Consider the following 15,809-nt stretch of genomic DNA (forward strand, 5'->3'; position numbering starts at 1 on the left):
TCAGACCAGTGAAGAATCGACCCCGAAAGAGGGATTGACGACAAGTGCTCGACGTCAACTTCTTCGACGAGCTGCGGATCGGCCTTGCTACCGCTGACGACATTCGTCAGTGGTCCCACGGTGAGGTCAAGAAGCCGGAGACCATCAACTACCGCACCCTCAAGCCCGAAAAGGACGGACTCTTCTGCGAGAAGATCTTCGGTCCGACCCGGGACTGGGAGTGCTACTGCGGTAAGTACAAGCGCGTCCGCTTCAAGGGCATCATCTGCGAGCGCTGCGGCGTCGAGGTCACTCGCGCCAAGGTGCGTCGTGAGCGGATGGGTCACATCGAGCTTGCCGCTCCCGTCACCCACATCTGGTACTTCAAGGGCGTCCCGTCGCGTCTTGGCTACCTGCTCGACCTCGCCCCGAAGGACCTCGAAAAGGTCATCTACTTCGCCGCGTACATGATCACGTACGTCGACGACGAGCGTCGTACGCGTGATCTGCCCTCGCTGGAGGCGCACGTCTCCGTCGAGCGTCAGCAGGTCGAGAACCGTCGCGACTCCGACCTTGAGGCCCGCGCCAAGAAGCTTGAGACCGACCTGGCCGAGCTTGAGGCCGAGGGTGCCAAGGCCGACGTGCGCCGCAAGGTGCGCGAAGGCGCCGAGCGCGAGATGAAGCAGCTGCGCGACCGTGCGCAGCGCGAGATCGACCGTCTCGACGAGGTGTGGACCCGCTTCAAGAACCTCAAGGTCCAGGACCTCGAAGGTGACGAGCTGCTCTACCGCGAGCTGCGTGACCGCTTCGGCACGTACTTCGACGGATCGATGGGTGCCGCGGCGCTGCAGAAGCGTCTGGAGTCCTTCGACCTCGACGAGGAAGCCGAGCGGCTTCGCGAGATCATCCGTACCGGCAAGGGCCAGAAGAAGACCCGTGCGCTGAAGCGGCTGAAGGTCGTGTCTGCCTTCCTGCAGACCTCCAACAGCCCCAAGGGCATGGTCCTCGACTGCGTCCCGGTCATCCCGCCGGACCTTCGCCCGATGGTGCAGCTGGACGGTGGCCGCTTCGCGACCTCCGACCTGAACGACCTGTACCGCCGTGTGATCAACCGCAACAACCGTCTGAAGCGGCTTCTCGACCTCGGCGCGCCCGAGATCATCGTGAACAACGAGAAGCGCATGCTCCAGGAGGCCGTGGACGCCCTCTTCGACAACGGTCGTCGTGGTCGCCCGGTCACCGGTCCCGGCAACCGCCCGCTGAAGTCCCTGAGCGACATGCTCAAGGGCAAGCAGGGTCGTTTCCGTCAGAACCTCCTCGGCAAGCGCGTGGACTACTCCGCGCGTTCCGTGATCGTCGTCGGTCCGCAGCTCAAGCTGCACCAGTGCGGTCTGCCGAAGGCGATGGCGCTGGAGCTCTTCAAGCCGTTCGTGATGAAGCGCCTGGTGGACCTGAACCACGCGCAGAACATCAAGTCGGCGAAGCGCATGGTGGAGCGAGGCCGCACGGTCGTGTACGACGTCCTCGAAGAGGTCATCGCCGAGCACCCGGTTCTGCTGAACCGTGCGCCCACCCTGCACCGCCTCGGCATCCAGGCCTTCGAGCCGCAGCTGGTCGAGGGCAAGGCCATCCAGATCCACCCGCTCGTCTGCACCGCGTTCAACGCGGACTTCGACGGTGACCAGATGGCCGTGCACCTGCCGCTCTCCGCGGAGGCGCAGGCCGAGGCCCGCATCCTGATGCTGTCCTCGAACAACATCCTGAAGCCCGCCGACGGCCGTCCGGTGACGATGCCGACCCAGGACATGGTCCTCGGTCTGTTCTTCCTCACCACCGACGGCGAACTGCGGGACGTCAAGGGCGAGGGCCGGTCCTTCGGCTCCTCGGCCGAGGCGATCATGGCGTTCGACGCCGGCGAGCTCTCGCTGCAGTCGCGCGTGGACATCCGCTTCCCGGTGGGCACCATCCCGCCGCGCGGCTGGACCCCGCCGGCCCGCGAGGAGGGCGAGCCGGAGTGGCAGCAGGGTGACACCTTCCGCCTGAACACCACTCTGGGCCGCGCGCTCTTCAACGAGCTGCTGCCCGAGGACTACCCGTTCGTCGACTACGAGGTCGGCAAGAAGCAGCTCTCCGAGATCGTCAACGACCTCGCCGAGCGGTACCCCAAGGTCATCGTGGCGGCGACGCTCGACAACCTGAAGGCTTCCGGCTTCTTCTGGGCGACCCGTTCCGGCGTCACCGTGGCCATCTCCGACATCGTCGTTCCCGACGCGAAGCGCGCGATCGTCAAGGGTTACGAGGACCAGGACGAGAAGGTCCAGAAGCAGTACGAGCGCGGTCTGATCACCAAGGACGAGCGCACGCAGGAGCTCATCGCGATCTGGACCAAGGCGACCAACGAGGTTGCCGAGGCGATGAACGCGAACTTCCCGAAGACCAACCCGGTCTCGATGATGGTGAACTCCGGTGCTCGCGGAAACATGATGCAGATGCGTCAGATCGCGGGTATGCGTGGTCTGGTGTCGAACGCCAAGAACGAGACGATCCCTCGTCCCATCAAGGCGTCCTTCCGTGAGGGCCTGTCCGTGCTGGAGTACTTCATCTCCACGCACGGTGCCCGTAAGGGTCTGGCGGACACCGCCCTGCGTACCGCCGACTCGGGTTACCTCACCCGTCGTCTGGTGGACGTCTCGCAGGACGTCATCATCCGCGAGGAGGACTGCGGCACCGACCGTGGTCTGCGCCTGGAGATCGCCGAGGTCGGCGCCGACGGCGTGCTGCGCAAGGCGGAGAACGTCGAGACCAGCGTGTACGCACGTGCGCTGGCCGAGGACATCACCGTCGACGGGCGGGTGCTGGCCCCGGCCAACACCGACCTCGGCGACGTCCTCATCGACGAGCTCGTCAAGCACGGCATCAAGGAGGTCAAGACCCGTTCGGTCCTGACCTGCGAGTCCGCCGTCGGTACCTGCGCCATGTGCTACGGCCGTTCGCTGGCCACCGGCAAGCTGGTCGACATCGGTGAGGCGGTCGGCATCATCGCCGCCCAGTCCATCGGTGAGCCCGGCACGCAGCTGACGATGCGTACCTTCCACACCGGTGGTGTGGCCGGTGACGACATCACCCAGGGTCTGCCCCGTGTCGTCGAGCTCTTCGAGGCTCGTACGCCGAAGGGTGTCGCCCCGATCTCCGAGGCCTCCGGCCGCGTGCGGATCGAGGAGACCGAGAAGACCAAGAAGCTCGTCGTCACCCCGGACGACGGCAGCGACGAGACGGCGTTCCCGATCTCGAAGCGTGCCCGACTCCTGGTCAGCGAGGGCGAGCACGTCGAGGTGGGCCAGAAGCTCACCGTGGGTGCCACCAACCCGCACGACGTGCTGCGCATCCTGGGTCAGCGTGCCGTCCAGGTCCACCTGGTCGGAGAGGTCCAGCGGGTCTACAACTCGCAGGGCGTGTCGATCCACGACAAGCACATCGAGATCATCATCCGGCAGATGCTGCGCCGTGTGACGATCATCGAGTCGGGCGACGCGGAGCTGCTGCCCGGCGAGCTCGTCGAGCGGTCGAAGTTCGAGACCGAGAACCGTCGTGTGGTGCAGGAAGGCGGCCACCCGGCCTCCGGCCGTCCGCAGCTGATGGGTATCACCAAGGCCTCGCTCGCCACCGAGTCGTGGCTGTCGGCGGCGTCCTTCCAGGAGACGACCAGGGTTCTGACGGACGCGGCGATCAACGCCAAGTCCGACTCCCTGATCGGCCTCAAGGAGAACGTCATCATCGGTAAGCTCATCCCGGCCGGTACGGGTCTGTCCCGCTACCGCAACATCCGGGTCGAGCCGACCGAGGAGGCCAAGGCCGCGATGTACTCGGCCGTCGGCTACGACGACATCGACTACTCGCCGTTCGGCACGGGCTCCGGCCAGGCCGTTCCGCTGGAGGACTACGACTACGGTCCGTACAACCAGTAGGCGGGTCGCCTGAACAAGGCGCCTGATCGAGTCAGAGGGCGGTCACCTTTCGAGGCGGCCGCCCTCCGGCGTTCCCCGGCGTTCTCGGGCCGGCCGGCCCCTCTGCGCGCCGTCGGGAATTCCTGACATGAGTGGTGCGGGAACCTGTGCCCGTATTGCCGCGTTGGAGCATGATGGAGATCCGTGGAGACCAGTCGTCGGGGGAGGTGCTCCCGTGTCGTATCCGTCGCCGTGGCAGCCGGGGCAGGGGCAGGGGTGGAATCAGCCGCGTCCCTGGCAGGAGCAGCAGGCTGCCGGGCACGCGATGCTCGCGTCCACCGCCGACCGGGAGCGGGCCGTGGACGTGCTCAGAGCCGGGTTCGGCGAGGGGCGGATGCAGCAGCCCGAGTTCGAGAAGCGGGTGGCGCGGGCCTACGCGGCCCGTACGGTGGGTGAGCTGGCCCTGCTGGTGTCCGACCTCCCGCAGGGGCCCGTACCGCTTCCGGCGGTCTCTGGGCCCGTGCCACGGACGTTCCTGCCCGTCTCCGTGCCGCCGAAGACGAACGAGAAGGCCGTGGGGTCGGCGATCTGCGGGGTGCTCTGTCTGGTGACCGTCGGGCTGACCGGGATTCCGGCGGTGATCCTGGGCCACAGCGCCCGCTCCGAGATGCGGCGCACGGGCGAGGGTGGCGAAGGTCTCGCGCTCACGGGACTGGTCTTCGGCTGGCTGTCCACCGCGGGCTGGGCACTGCTGGTGACCTTGCTGTTCGTCGCCGTGGTGACGTCCTGACGAAGATCGTCCGAGGGGCTGCGGTTTGGCATGGTCCGCTCAGGGATGCCAGTGCGGTCCATTTGTTTTGACCGCAGCCTATGAGGTAGGTACGCTCAGACCTTGTGCCTGGGGTGTGCCCTGGCTTCCGTGCGTGCCTTCAACCGCACTAGGGGAGCCATCACCGGCCACCGCAATCTGCGCCCCTCCCGCCTCGCGGCGGGAATCTGCAGTGTTCGACACACCCGACCGCGTGGGTCGGCGGTGTTCCAGGTTAGCTTCACCATTCGGCACACAGAAACCGGAGAAGTAGTGCCTACGATCCAGCAGCTGGTCCGGAAGGGCCGGCAGGACAAGGTCGAGAAGAACAAGACGCCCGCACTTGAGGGTTCGCCCCAGCGTCGTGGCGTCTGCACGCGTGTGTTCACGACCACCCCGAAGAAGCCGAACTCGGCCCTGCGTAAGGTCGCGCGTGTGCGTCTGACCAGCGGGATCGAGGTCACTGCTTACATTCCGGGTGAGGGACACAACCTGCAGGAGCACTCGATCGTGCTCGTGCGCGGCGGCCGTGTGAAGGACCTGCCCGGTGTTCGTTACAAGATCATCCGCGGATCTCTCGACACCCAGGGTGTCAAGAACCGCAAGCAGGCCCGCAGCCGCTACGGCGCCAAGAAGGAGAAGTAGAAATGCCTCGTAAGGGCCCCGCCCCGAAGCGCCCGGTCATCATCGACCCGGTCTACGGTTCCCCTCTGGTGACCTCCCTGATCAACAAGGTGCTGCTGAACGGCAAGCGCTCCACCGCCGAGCGCATCGTCTACGGCGCCATGGAGGGCCTGCGCGAGAAGACCGGCAACGACCCGGTCATCACGCTCAAGCGCGCTCTGGAGAACATCAAGCCGACCCTTGAGGTCAAGTCCCGCCGAGTCGGCGGTGCGACGTACCAGGTCCCGATCGAGGTCAAGCCCGGTCGCGCCAGCACGCTCGCGCTGCGTTGGCTCGTCGGTTACTCCCGCGCCCGTCGCGAGAAGACCATGACCGAGCGTCTGCTCAACGAGCTTCTCGACGCCTCCAACGGCCTCGGTGCCGCTGTGAAGAAGCGCGAGGACACCCACAAGATGGCCGAGTCCAACAAGGCCTTCGCGCACTACCGCTGGTAGTCGCTACCCCCATCGAGACCGAGAGAAGACCGAAGCCTTATGGCTACCACTTCACTTGACCTGGCCAAGGTCCGCAACATCGGGATCATGGCTCATATCGACGCGGGCAAGACGACCACCACCGAGCGGATCCTCTTCTACACCGGCGTCAGCTACAAGATCGGTGAAGTCCACGACGGCGCCGCCACCATGGACTGGATGGAGCAGGAGCAGGAGCGTGGCATCACGATCACCTCTGCTGCCACCACCTGTCATTGGCCGCTTGAGGACAACGACTACACCATCAACATCATCGACACCCCCGGGCACGTGGACTTCACGGTCGAGGTGGAGCGTTCGCTCCGCGTCCTCGACGGTGCCGTCACGGTGTTCGACGGTGTCGCGGGCGTTGAGCCGCAGTCCGAGACGGTGTGGCGTCAGGCCGACCGCTACGGCGTGCCGCGCATCTGCTTCGTGAACAAGCTCGACCGGACCGGCGCGGAGTTCCACCGCTGCGTCGACATGATCAGCGGCCGCCTCGGCGCGCAGCCGATCGTCATGCAGCTCCCCATCGGTGCCGAGGCCGACTTCAAGGGTGTCGTCGACCTGGTCACCATGAAGGCGCTCGTGTGGTCCGCCGAGGCGGAGAAGGGCGAGATGTACGACGTCGTCGACATCCCGGCCACGCACGCCGAGGCTGCCGAGGAGTACCGCGGCAAGCTCGTCGAGACGGTCGCCGAGAACGACGACGAGATCATGGAGCTGTACCTGGAGGGCAAGGAGCCTTCCGTGGAGCAGCTGTACGCCGCGATCCGCCGCATCACCATCGCGTCCGGCAAGTCCGAGGGCACCACGGTCACCCCGGTGTTCTGTGGCACCGCGTTCAAGAACAAGGGCGTCCAGCCCCTGCTCGACGCGGTCGTGCGCTACCTGCCGACCCCGCTTGACGTCGAGGCCATCGAAGGCCACGACGTGAAGGACCCCGAGGTCGTCATCAAGCGCAAGCCGTCCGTGGACGAGCCGCTGTCCGCCCTCGCGTTCAAGATCATGAGCGACCCGCACCTGGGCAAGCTCACCTTCGTCCGGGTCTACTCGGGCCGCCTGGTGTCCGGCACTGCCGTGCTGAACTCCGTCAAGGGCAAGAAGGAGCGCATCGGCAAGATCTACCGCATGCACGCGAACAAGCGTGAGGAGATCGAGGCGGTGGGCGCCGGCGACATCGTCGCCGTGATGGGTCTGAAGCAGACCACCACCGGTGAGACGCTCTCCGACGACAAGAACCCGGTCATCCTGGAGTCCATGGACTTCCCGGCGCCGGTCATTCAGGTCGCCATCGAGCCCAAGTCCAAGGGTGACCAGGAGAAGCTGGGTGTAGCCATCCAGCGTCTCGCGGAGGAGGACCCCTCCTTCCAGGTTCACTCGGACGAGGAGACCGGCCAGACCATCATCGGTGGTATGGGCGAGCTGCACCTTGAGGTGCTGGTCGACCGTATGCGCCGTGAGTTCAAGGTCGAGGCCAACGTCGGTAAGCCGCAGGTCGCCTACCGTGAGACGATCCGCAAGGCCGTCGAGCGCGTGGACTACACCCACAAGAAGCAGACCGGTGGTACCGGTCAGTTCGCCAAGGTGCAGATCGCGATCGAGCCCATCACCGAGGCCGACGGCCCGGCGTACGAGTTCGTGAACAAGGTGACCGGTGGCCGTATCCCGCGGGAGTACATCCCGTCGGTGGACGCCGGTGCGCAGGAGGCCATGCAGTTCGGCATCCTCGCCGGGTACGAGATGACGGGTGTCCGCATCACGCTTCTCGACGGTGCCTACCACGAGGTCGACTCCTCCGAGCTGGCGTTCAAGATCGCCGGTTCGCAGGCCTTCAAGGAGGCTGCCCGCAAGGCCAGCCCCGTGCTCCTTGAGCCGATGATGGCCGTCGAGGTCACCACGCCCGAGGACTACATGGGCGAGGTCATCGGCGACATCAACTCCCGCCGTGGCCAGATCCAGGCCATGGAGGAGCGTGCCGGTGCCCGCGTCGTGAAGGGCCTCGTGCCCCTCTCGGAGATGTTCGGCTACGTCGGCGACCTCCGCAGCAAGACCTCGGGTCGCGCAAGCTACTCGATGCAGTTCGACTCCTACGCCGAGGTTCCCCGGAACGTCGCCGAGGAGATCATCGCGAAGGCCAAGGGCGAGTAACACACACCGTTTACACGCTTTAGGCTTGACACCGACCGCCCGGGTCGCGAACCGGCAGGGGACGAGAAATCGTCCTTGACCGGGGAGGACCTCGGCGGGCGGCATCCCAGCAAAGATCACCCTGGCGCCGATGAGTAAGGCGTACCAGAACCACTCCGCAGGAGGATTCAGTGGCGAAGGCAAAGTTCGAGCGGACTAAGCCGCACGTCAACATCGGCACCATCGGTCACATCGACCACGGTAAGACGACCCTCACGGCCGCCATTACCAAGGTGCTGCACGACGCGTACCCGGACCTGAACGAGGCCTCGGCCTTCGACCAGATCGACAAGGCTCCCGAAGAGCGCCAGCGCGGTATCACGATCTCGATCGCGCACGTCGAGTACCAGACCGAGACGCGTCACTACGCCCACGTCGACTGCCCCGGTCACGCGGACTACATCAAGAACATGATCACGGGTGCGGCGCAGATGGACGGCGCCATCCTCGTTGTCGCCGCCACGGACGGCCCGATGCCGCAGACCAAGGAGCACGTGCTCCTGGCCCGCCAGGTCGGCGTTCCGTACATCGTCGTCGCCCTGAACAAGGCCGACATGGTGGACGACGAGGAGATCCTGGAGCTCGTCGAGCTTGAGGTCCGTGAGCTCCTCTCCGAGTACGAGTTCCCGGGCGACGACCTTCCGGTCGTCAAGGTCTCGGCGCTCAAGGCTCTTGAGGGCGACGCCGAGTGGGGCAAGTCTGTCCTCGACCTGATGAAGGCCGTCGACGAGTCGATCCCGCAGCCCGAGCGTGACGTCGACAAGCCGTTCCTGATGCCGATCGAGGACGTCTTCACGATCACCGGTCGTGGCACCGTCGTCACCGGTCGTATCGAGCGTGGTGTCCTCAAGGTCAACGAGACCGTCGACATCGTCGGCATCAAGACCGAGAAGACCACCACCACGGTCACCGGCATCGAGATGTTCCGCAAGCTGCTCGACGAGGGCCAGGCCGGTGAGAACGTCGGTCTGCTCCTCCGTGGCATCAAGCGCGAGGACGTCGAGCGCGGCCAGGTCATCATCAAGCCGGGCTCGGTCACGCCCCACACCTCGTTCGAGGCGCAGGCGTACATCCTGTCCAAGGACGAGGGCGGCCGTCACACGCCGTTCTTCAACAACTACCGTCCCCAGTTCTACTTCCGCACGACGGACGTGACTGGTGTGGTGACCCTCCCCGAGGGCACCGAGATGGTCATGCCCGGCGACAACACTGAGATGACCGTTGAGCTCATCCAGCCCGTCGCCATGGAGGAGGGCCTCAAGTTCGCCATCCGTGAGGGTGGCCGGACCGTCGGCGCCGGCCAGGTCACCAAGATCAACAAGTAGTCCCGACTGCCTGTTGGGCTTGACAGCCTGGTAGCTCCACAGCGGTATCGCTCCGCGCAGAGCTCCTGAAGGGGCCCGTACGACTTCGGTCGTACGGGCCCCTTTGCTGTGTCCGGGCGGGTGGGGGGGCTGGCGCGGCGGGCGTCGAAATGATTCGTCACGAAAGTGTTCGGCGGTGACGACCCGTTCCCCTCAGGGGTCACTCCCGTCACCGTTTGTCGTGCCGACATTCGATACGGGGACGGTCGAGGGGTGACGCATGTCCGGAGGGGTCAGTCGTAGAGCCGTGCTGGGGGTCGGGGCGGGGGCCGGGTTGCTGGGGTTGTCGGGGGCCGGGACCGCGTGGGCGGAGGGTGTGCCGCAGGCCGCTGCCGATACCGCTTCGGACCCGGGCGCGTACATCTCCTTCTCTCCGGAGCCCGGGGCGTTCCGGCTCGTGGGTGCCCCGGTCGTGGTCAGCGCCGACGATCACCCCGGAGTCGTACGGGTGGCCGGTGACCTGCGGGAGGACATCGAGCGGGTCACGGGGGTGCGGCCGCGGGACTCGGCGGCACGCGAGGTGATCCTGGTGGGGACGGTCGGGCGCAGTGCGCTGATCGACGGGCTGGTCGCGGCCGGGAAGCTCGATGTCGACGGGATCCGGGGCAGGTGGGAGACCTCCCTGCAGACCGTGGTCGAACGGCCGATGCCCGGCGTGGAGCGGGCGTTCGTGATCGCCGGCAGCGACCAGCGCGGCACGATCTTCGGGGCGTACGACGTCTCGTACGGGATCGGGGTCTCGCCCTGGTACTGGTGGGACGACGTGCGGCCGGTGCGGCGGAGCGAGGTGTACGTGCGGCGGGGGCGCTTCAGCCAGGGGACGCCGGCCGTGAAGTACCGGGGTGTCTTCATCAACGACGAGAATCCGGCGCTGGGGACCTGGGCACCCGGGTACTTCGGGCCGGGGAAGGCTCCCGGTCACCCCGGCGGCTTCACCGCGGACTTCTACGCGAAGGTCTTCGAGGTGCTGTTGCGGCTGAAGGCGAACTATCTGTGGCCGGCGGTGTGGGGGCGGGCGTTCGCGGAGGACGACCCGGAGAACCACGCACGGGCGACGGCGTACGGGATTGTCATGGGCACGTCTCATGAGGCGCCGATGATGCGGGGCATCGAGGAGTGGAACCGGCATGCCGTGCCGGCCGTGCGTGACAGCGCGGGAAACATCGTGACGCCGGGGCGGGACCCGTACGGCGGCACCGGCGAATGGTCGTTCCGGCGGAACGCGGAAGCCGTCAAGGCGTACTGGCGCGACGGCATCGAGCGGATGGCCGACCAGGACTTCGAGGGGGTCGTCACCCTCGGTATGCGGGGCAACGGGGACACCAGCCTGCCGGACGGCGACGGCATCGAGCTGATGCGGGAGATCATCGCGACGCAGCGGGCGATCATCGAGGACGTCACCGGCCGGCCCGCCGCCGAGACCCCGCAGGTCTGGACGCTCTACAAGGAGGTCCAGCGGTACTGGGACCGCGGGCTGCGGGTGCCGGACGACGTGACCGTCGTACTGACGGACGACAACTGGGGCAACATCCGCAAGCATCCCGACCTGGGGGAGGGCGAGGGAGTGCGGGGTGGCGGTTACGGCCTGTACTACCACTTCGACTACGTGGGCGTCGGCCGCAACTACAAGTGGGTGGACACCACCTCGCTGCCGAACCTGTGGGACCAGCTCCACCAGGCGATCGCTTACGGGAACCGGGAGCTTTGGGTCACGAACGTCGGCGATCTGAAGGGCAACGAGCTGCCGACGGAGTTCTTCCTCGACTATGCGTGGGATCCGGGGCGGTGGCCGCTGGAGGCGTTGGGGGAGTGGGAGCGGCGGTACGCGCGGCAGAACTTCGGCGACGCGCACGGGCAGACGGAGGCGATCGCGTCCGTGCTCGCGGCGTACGGACAGCTCCAGTCACGGCGCAAGCCCGAGCTGCTGAACCGCCGGATCACGCTGGTGGACGGGCGGGTCGTGTACGACGACCAGGAGACGCCGTTCCACTTCGGCCACCGTGAACTGGAGCGGGTCACCGAGGAGTGGCGGCGGCTCGGCGAGGAGGCGGCGCGGATCGGCCGACGGCTGCCGGCCGCGGACCAGGACGCGTGGTTCGAGCTGGTCGGATACGAGGTGGCGGCGACGGCCAACCTGTACGGGCTGCGGGCGGCGGAGTTCACCAACCTGCTGTACGCCCGGCAGGGGCGGGCCGCGACGAACGGGCTCGCGGCCGAGACGGAGGCGGCGCTCGCCCGCGACCTCGCGCTCGCCGAACGCTTCAACGCGCGGGTGGCGGGCGGCAAATGGCGGGGCTTCCAGACCCAGCCGCACATCGGGTACGGGGATGTGGAGCGCTACGGCCCGAACGCGCCCTGGCAGCAGCCCGAACGGGACAACGTGGCACTGCCGGACGAGATCTTCCCGGCGGTGAAGCGGATCGAGGTGCCGGCGGGGGCGGGGATGGGGGTGGCTCTGGACGGGGTGGACGGGGTGGAGGGGTGGTGGCCCGGGGGTGGCGCGGGCCCAGCCGAGTTGCCGACCTTCAGTCCGTACCAGACGCGGCCCGACCAGTACATCGAGGTGTTCAACCGGGGGCGGACGGCCTTCGACTACCGGATCACGCCGTCCGTGCCGTGGCTCGTGGTCGACCGGCCGCGGGGGCGGGTCCAGGAGCAGATACGGGCCGTGCTGACGGTGGACTGGGAGAAGGCTCCGCGGGGGCGGGCGGAGGCGTCGGTGACCGTGGAGGGGGCGGGGGAGGTGGTCGAGGTCGGGGTGATCGCGGAGCAGCCGTCGGCCCGTGTGGCGCGCGGGCTACGGGGGCTGCGGGGCCTGCGGGGCTTTGTGGAGGCGGGCGGTTACGTCGCCGTCGACGCCGGGCACTTCGCGCGCTCGGTGGGGGCGTGGCGGCGTATCGACGGGATCGGGCGTACGGGGGCGGGCGTGACGCCGTGGCCGGTGACGGCTCCCGGATGGACCCCGTCCCGGGGGAGTTCGTCACCGCGGCTGGAGTACGAGGTGAGTCTGCTGTCGGCAGGGGCGGTGACCGTGTGGGCGTACCTGTCGCCGCGGAATCCGGCGTTGGCGACGGGCGCCGGGCTGCGGTACGGGGTCTCGTTCGACGGGGACGTGCCGCAGATCGTCGACATCCACGCGGCGACCGGGGCCGACGACGGTCTGATGAACATGGAGTGGGCCCGCAACACATCGGACAACGTCAACCGCACGTCTTCGCGCCACATGATCAGGGCCGAGGCCGGGGCCGCGGGGGTGCACCGGCTCATGTTCTGGGCGGTTGATCCGACGGTGGTGGTGCAGCGGTTGGTGATCGACACGGGTGGGTTGACGCCGACGTATCTGGGGCCGCGGGAGAGTTGGCGCGTGCGCTGAGTTCTGACGCCGGGCTCTGACGCTGCGGTCCGGTCAGGGCTGGTGGCCGTGGTCCTTGATCGACTGCTCGATCGTGTAGGCGGTCGTGGTGAACGCCTCGATCTGCTCCGGCGTCAGCTCGCGGACGGAGATCTCCTCCAGTGTTCGCCACATGTCGGTGATGGGGGTACGCAGGGCGCGGCCGGCGTCGGTCAGGCGGACGATCAGGACGCGCCGGTCGTGGGTGGACGGCTCGCGGGTGAGGAGGCCGGCCTCCTGCATGCGACGCAGGGACTTGGAGACGGTGGAGTGGTCGAGGCCGACGCCTTCCAGGAGTTCTGACTGGGTCTGCTCGTCGCGGTCGAAGAGCTGCATCAGGAGCAGTTCCTGGCCGGGATGCAGGTTCATGGCGCGGAGCATGGTGGCGGCGTGGGCGCGGTGGGCGCGGGCGAGTACGAAGATGGCGTAGCTGAGGCTTCCGTCGCGTGCCGCGGTCGGGGGGGTGGGGTTGGTCATTGTTGTTCCTTGGGTGCGGGTTCGGTGGGGGGTGGCCTACGGGATTGCGCAGTTCCCCGCGCCCCTGGGGGGTGGGGGTGGGGGTGTGAGGTTTGGCTGTGGGGTGGTGGGGGCTCGTGCCAGGCCCCGTAAGGGGCGCGGGGAACTGCGCGGCTCGCCCCCACCGGGCCCGCACCCGAAATCCAAGGGTGCGTTGCCCTCGTGGGTGTCGCTGCACCGGAGGGTCAGGCGACCGTGAGGACCAGTTTTCCGCGGCCGTGGCCGCTGTCGCTGACCTCTTGCGCCTTGGCCGCGTCGGCGAGCGGGTACGTCGTGCCGACCGTGACGGTCAGGTCGCCGTCGGCGGCCAGGCGGGCGAGTTCGGCGAGGCGGGTGGCCGAGCGGCGTTGCGGGCCCTCGGCGAAGACGATGCCGAGTTCGCGGGCCCGGAAGTCGGCGGTGGTGACGACCCGGTCGGTGGTGCCGCGCAGGGTGATGGAGTCCTCCAGCGCGCCCTTGCCCGCGGCGTCGAAGACGGCGTCCACGCCGTTCGGGGCGAGTGCGCGGACCCGCTCGACCAGGCCGTCCCCGTAGACGAGTGCGGTGGCGCCGAGTGAGGTGACGTACTCCTGGTTGTTCGGGCCGGCCGTGCCGATGACACGGGCGCCGCGGGCGACGGCGAGCTGGACGGCGATGGTGCCGAGGGCGCCGGACGCGCCGTGGATCAGCAGCGTCTCGCCGGCCTTGACGTCGAGGAGGTCCAGGACCCGCTCGGCGCCGTCACTCGCCACGGGCAGTGCGGCTGCCTGTGTCCAGTCGAGCCCCGCCGGCTTGGGGGCGAGGACGGTCGCGTCGGCCAGCGCGTACTCGGCGTAGGAGCCGGTGTCGGACCAGCCGAGTACCTCGTCGCCGACCTTGAAGCCGTCGACGCCTTCGCCGAGGGCGTCGATGATTCCGGCGATCTCGCCGCCGGGGACGGCGGGCAGGGTGGTGGGGAAGATGGCTTCCATGATCCCGGAGCGGATCTTTCCGTCCACGGGGTTCACGCCCACGGCCCGGACCTGGACGCGGACCTGGCCGGGTCCAGGCTGGGGCACCTCGGTCTCGGCCTCGTGCAGGACCTCGGTGCCGCCGAACGCGTCGAAAATGATGGCCTTCATGACTGTTGTCTCCCTCGGTGGGCCGGGTTGAACGACTGCCGACCGCATTTACGTGGCCAGCCACATAAAAAGTAGCACCGATTGTGTGGCTAGCCAAGTAGTTGGTGGAGGGGCGCTCTGGAGCCGGGGACGTTCCGGTGCTGCCGTCAGTCCTTCGCGGGGTATCGCGGCAGGTCGGCCGTCGAGATGGTCCACTCGGCGATCGTGACGTCCTCGCCGTAGAGGAAGTCCTTGCGGGTCGCGTAGCGGGGGCCGTCGGGGGTGGGGTGGATGTCGGAGAGGACGGCTCCTGTGCCGGTACGGGGGTCGAAGATCGCGTAGATGGGGATTCCGAGCAGCGGGTAATCGCGCGCCTTGCCGGCCCAGTCGTTCTCGGGATTGGAACGGGAGACCACTTCGATGGCGGCGATGAGCGTTCGGGAGTCGATGGAGCCCTCGACGTTGAGGTCGTCCCACGCGATCAGCATCACATCGGGGTGGCGCATGATGCCCTCTGGCTCGTCCTCCACATCTGGCGTGCCGGTGTGAGCCAGTAGCTCGTCCGGCATGACCTTCTCCAGACGGCGGCTGACGAGTGCTGCCGTCACCTCGTGGGGCCCTCCCGGCGACATCATGTCGTGGACGATCCCTTCCTTGGTGATCTCGAATTTCCCGGGGAGCGTGTCGTCCATCGACTCAAGGAATTCGCGCATTGCCTGGTAGCGGTGGTGAGCGCCGGGTCGCGTGTCGTCCGAGGCGATGGTCATGGCGCTCGCTCCTCGTGCTGTGTGCCGGGGGGTAAGGATCGTCCCCTTCATGCTAGGTGGCCTCCTGGGGATTGGATCGGCAGTCACGGCAGCGGTGTCCTGGTTCCTGGGAGCGGAAGGCGCGGTCGCAGCCGTCGCAGTTCCGCAGGGGGAGGGGGCGTTCGGATGGTGCGGTCCTGGTTGTCGCGATGGTGGGGAGCGGCGGTGGGAGCAGCTCCGTGAGGCGGTGGGCCAGAAGGCCGGCCGGATGACGGAACGGGCCCTCGGGCAGGCCTGCCGTCAGGGTCCGGCGTACGGCTTCGGGGGTGGCGCCGCGGTCCAGCCAGGCGGTGACCGCGGGGGCGAGATGCTGCACGACTCGCTCGGGGAGGAGCAGGCGGGGGTCGTCGCGGTGCAGGCTCGCGAGGAGGGTGGCGGCCGGGTGGTGGAGGGGCGCGGGAGAGGGTGCGGGAGGGGGTGCGGCTGGTGGCGTGGCGGGCGGCGGAGTCCTGACGTCCGGTTGTACGGGGGCCGTGGCGGGCGCGGGTCTCGGCGGAGGGGTGGGGCGAGGGGTGGGGCGGGGCTCCCGGACCGGGATCTCGTTGACCCCCGGCTGGTTGTACGACACCGTTCGTGTGACGACGTGCCCGCTCGGC

The 15,809-nt window shown here is 67.8% G+C and carries 10 protein-coding genes and 1 pseudogene; 7 read left to right on the plus strand and 4 right to left on the minus strand.

What is annotated here, in order from left to right:
- Positions 1-44: 44 nt before the first annotated feature.
- The 7 genes from C6Y14_RS35560 (at position 45) to C6Y14_RS35590 (ending at position 12,794) form a co-directional block, all read left to right on the plus strand.
- Positions 45-3,944, plus strand: coding sequence for a DNA-directed RNA polymerase subunit beta' (locus tag C6Y14_RS35560; protein WP_107020988.1), 3,900 nt, complete (start codon positions 45-47; stop codon positions 3,942-3,944).
- Between the two features lie 214 nt (positions 3,945-4,158).
- Positions 4,159-4,713 (plus strand): DUF1707 and DUF4190 domain-containing protein, encoded by a 555-nt coding sequence (locus C6Y14_RS35565; RefSeq protein WP_404828871.1) that lies wholly within the window; start codon positions 4,159-4,161, stop codon positions 4,711-4,713.
- A 291-nt stretch (positions 4,714-5,004) separates the two neighbouring features.
- On the plus strand, positions 5,005-5,376 hold the full coding sequence (gene rpsL / locus C6Y14_RS35570; RefSeq protein ID WP_003948652.1) for a 30S ribosomal protein S12: 372 nt from the start codon (positions 5,005-5,007) through the stop codon (positions 5,374-5,376).
- Positions 5,377-5,378: 2 nt separating this feature from the next.
- Positions 5,379-5,849 (plus strand): 30S ribosomal protein S7, encoded by a 471-nt coding sequence (gene rpsG / locus C6Y14_RS35575; RefSeq protein WP_081218873.1) that lies wholly within the window; start codon positions 5,379-5,381, stop codon positions 5,847-5,849.
- 39 nt (positions 5,850-5,888) lie between these two features.
- On the plus strand, positions 5,889-8,018 hold the full coding sequence (gene fusA, locus C6Y14_RS35580) for an elongation factor G (protein WP_107020990.1): 2,130 nt from the start codon (positions 5,889-5,891) through the stop codon (positions 8,016-8,018).
- Positions 8,019-8,188: 170 nt separating this feature from the next.
- Positions 8,189-9,382: an elongation factor Tu gene (gene tuf, locus C6Y14_RS35585; RefSeq protein ID WP_107020991.1), complete on the plus strand. Its 1,194-nt coding sequence runs from the start codon at positions 8,189-8,191 to the stop codon at positions 9,380-9,382.
- A gap of 259 nt (positions 9,383-9,641) precedes the next feature.
- Positions 9,642-12,794 carry a glycosyl hydrolase 115 family protein gene (locus tag C6Y14_RS35590; RefSeq protein WP_107020992.1) on the plus strand — a complete coding sequence of 1,051 codons (3,153 nt, stop codon included), beginning with the start codon at positions 9,642-9,644 and terminating at the stop codon, positions 12,792-12,794.
- A gap of 33 nt (positions 12,795-12,827) precedes the next feature.
- Here C6Y14_RS35590 and C6Y14_RS35595 read toward each other — a convergent pair whose 3' ends face one another.
- The 4 genes and pseudogenes from C6Y14_RS35595 to C6Y14_RS44330 all read right to left on the minus strand — a co-directional run.
- Positions 12,828-13,289 carry a MarR family winged helix-turn-helix transcriptional regulator gene (locus C6Y14_RS35595; RefSeq protein ID WP_107020993.1) on the minus strand — a complete coding sequence of 154 codons (462 nt, stop codon included), beginning with the start codon at positions 13,287-13,289 and terminating at the stop codon, positions 12,828-12,830.
- 224 nt (positions 13,290-13,513) lie between these two features.
- Positions 13,514-14,428: an NADP-dependent oxidoreductase gene (locus C6Y14_RS35600; RefSeq protein ID WP_107020994.1), complete on the minus strand. Its 915-nt coding sequence runs from the start codon at positions 14,426-14,428 to the stop codon at positions 13,514-13,516.
- A gap of 146 nt (positions 14,429-14,574) precedes the next feature.
- Positions 14,575-15,174, minus strand: a complete 600-nt coding sequence (locus tag C6Y14_RS35605) for a Uma2 family endonuclease (RefSeq protein WP_107020995.1) — start codon at positions 15,172-15,174, stop codon at positions 14,575-14,577.
- Positions 15,175-15,226: 52 nt separating this feature from the next.
- A pseudogene (locus C6Y14_RS44330) lies at positions 15,227-15,809 on the minus strand (helix-turn-helix domain-containing protein); the annotation flags it as partial.

Source organism: Streptomyces dioscori (assembly GCF_003024195.1).
Lineage (GTDB): Bacteria > Actinomycetota > Actinomycetes > Streptomycetales > Streptomycetaceae > Streptomyces > Streptomyces dioscori.

Coding starts and splice junctions, on each gene's coding strand:
- C6Y14_RS35590 (WP_107020992.1), top strand. CDS start 9,642: ATGTCCGGAGGGGTCAGTCGTAGAGCCGTGCTGGGGGTCGGGGCGGGG.
- C6Y14_RS35600 (WP_107020994.1), bottom strand. CDS start 14,428: ATGAAGGCCATCATTTTCGACGCGTTCGGCGGCACCGAGGTCCTGCAC.
- C6Y14_RS35605 (WP_107020995.1), bottom strand. CDS start 15,174: ATGACCATCGCCTCGGACGACACGCGACCCGGCGCTCACCACCGCTAC.
- rpsG (WP_081218873.1), top strand. CDS start 5,379: ATGCCTCGTAAGGGCCCCGCCCCGAAGCGCCCGGTCATCATCGACCCG.
- fusA (WP_107020990.1), top strand. CDS start 5,889: ATGGCTACCACTTCACTTGACCTGGCCAAGGTCCGCAACATCGGGATC.
- C6Y14_RS35595 (WP_107020993.1), bottom strand. CDS start 13,289: ATGACCAACCCCACCCCCCCGACCGCGGCACGCGACGGAAGCCTCAGC.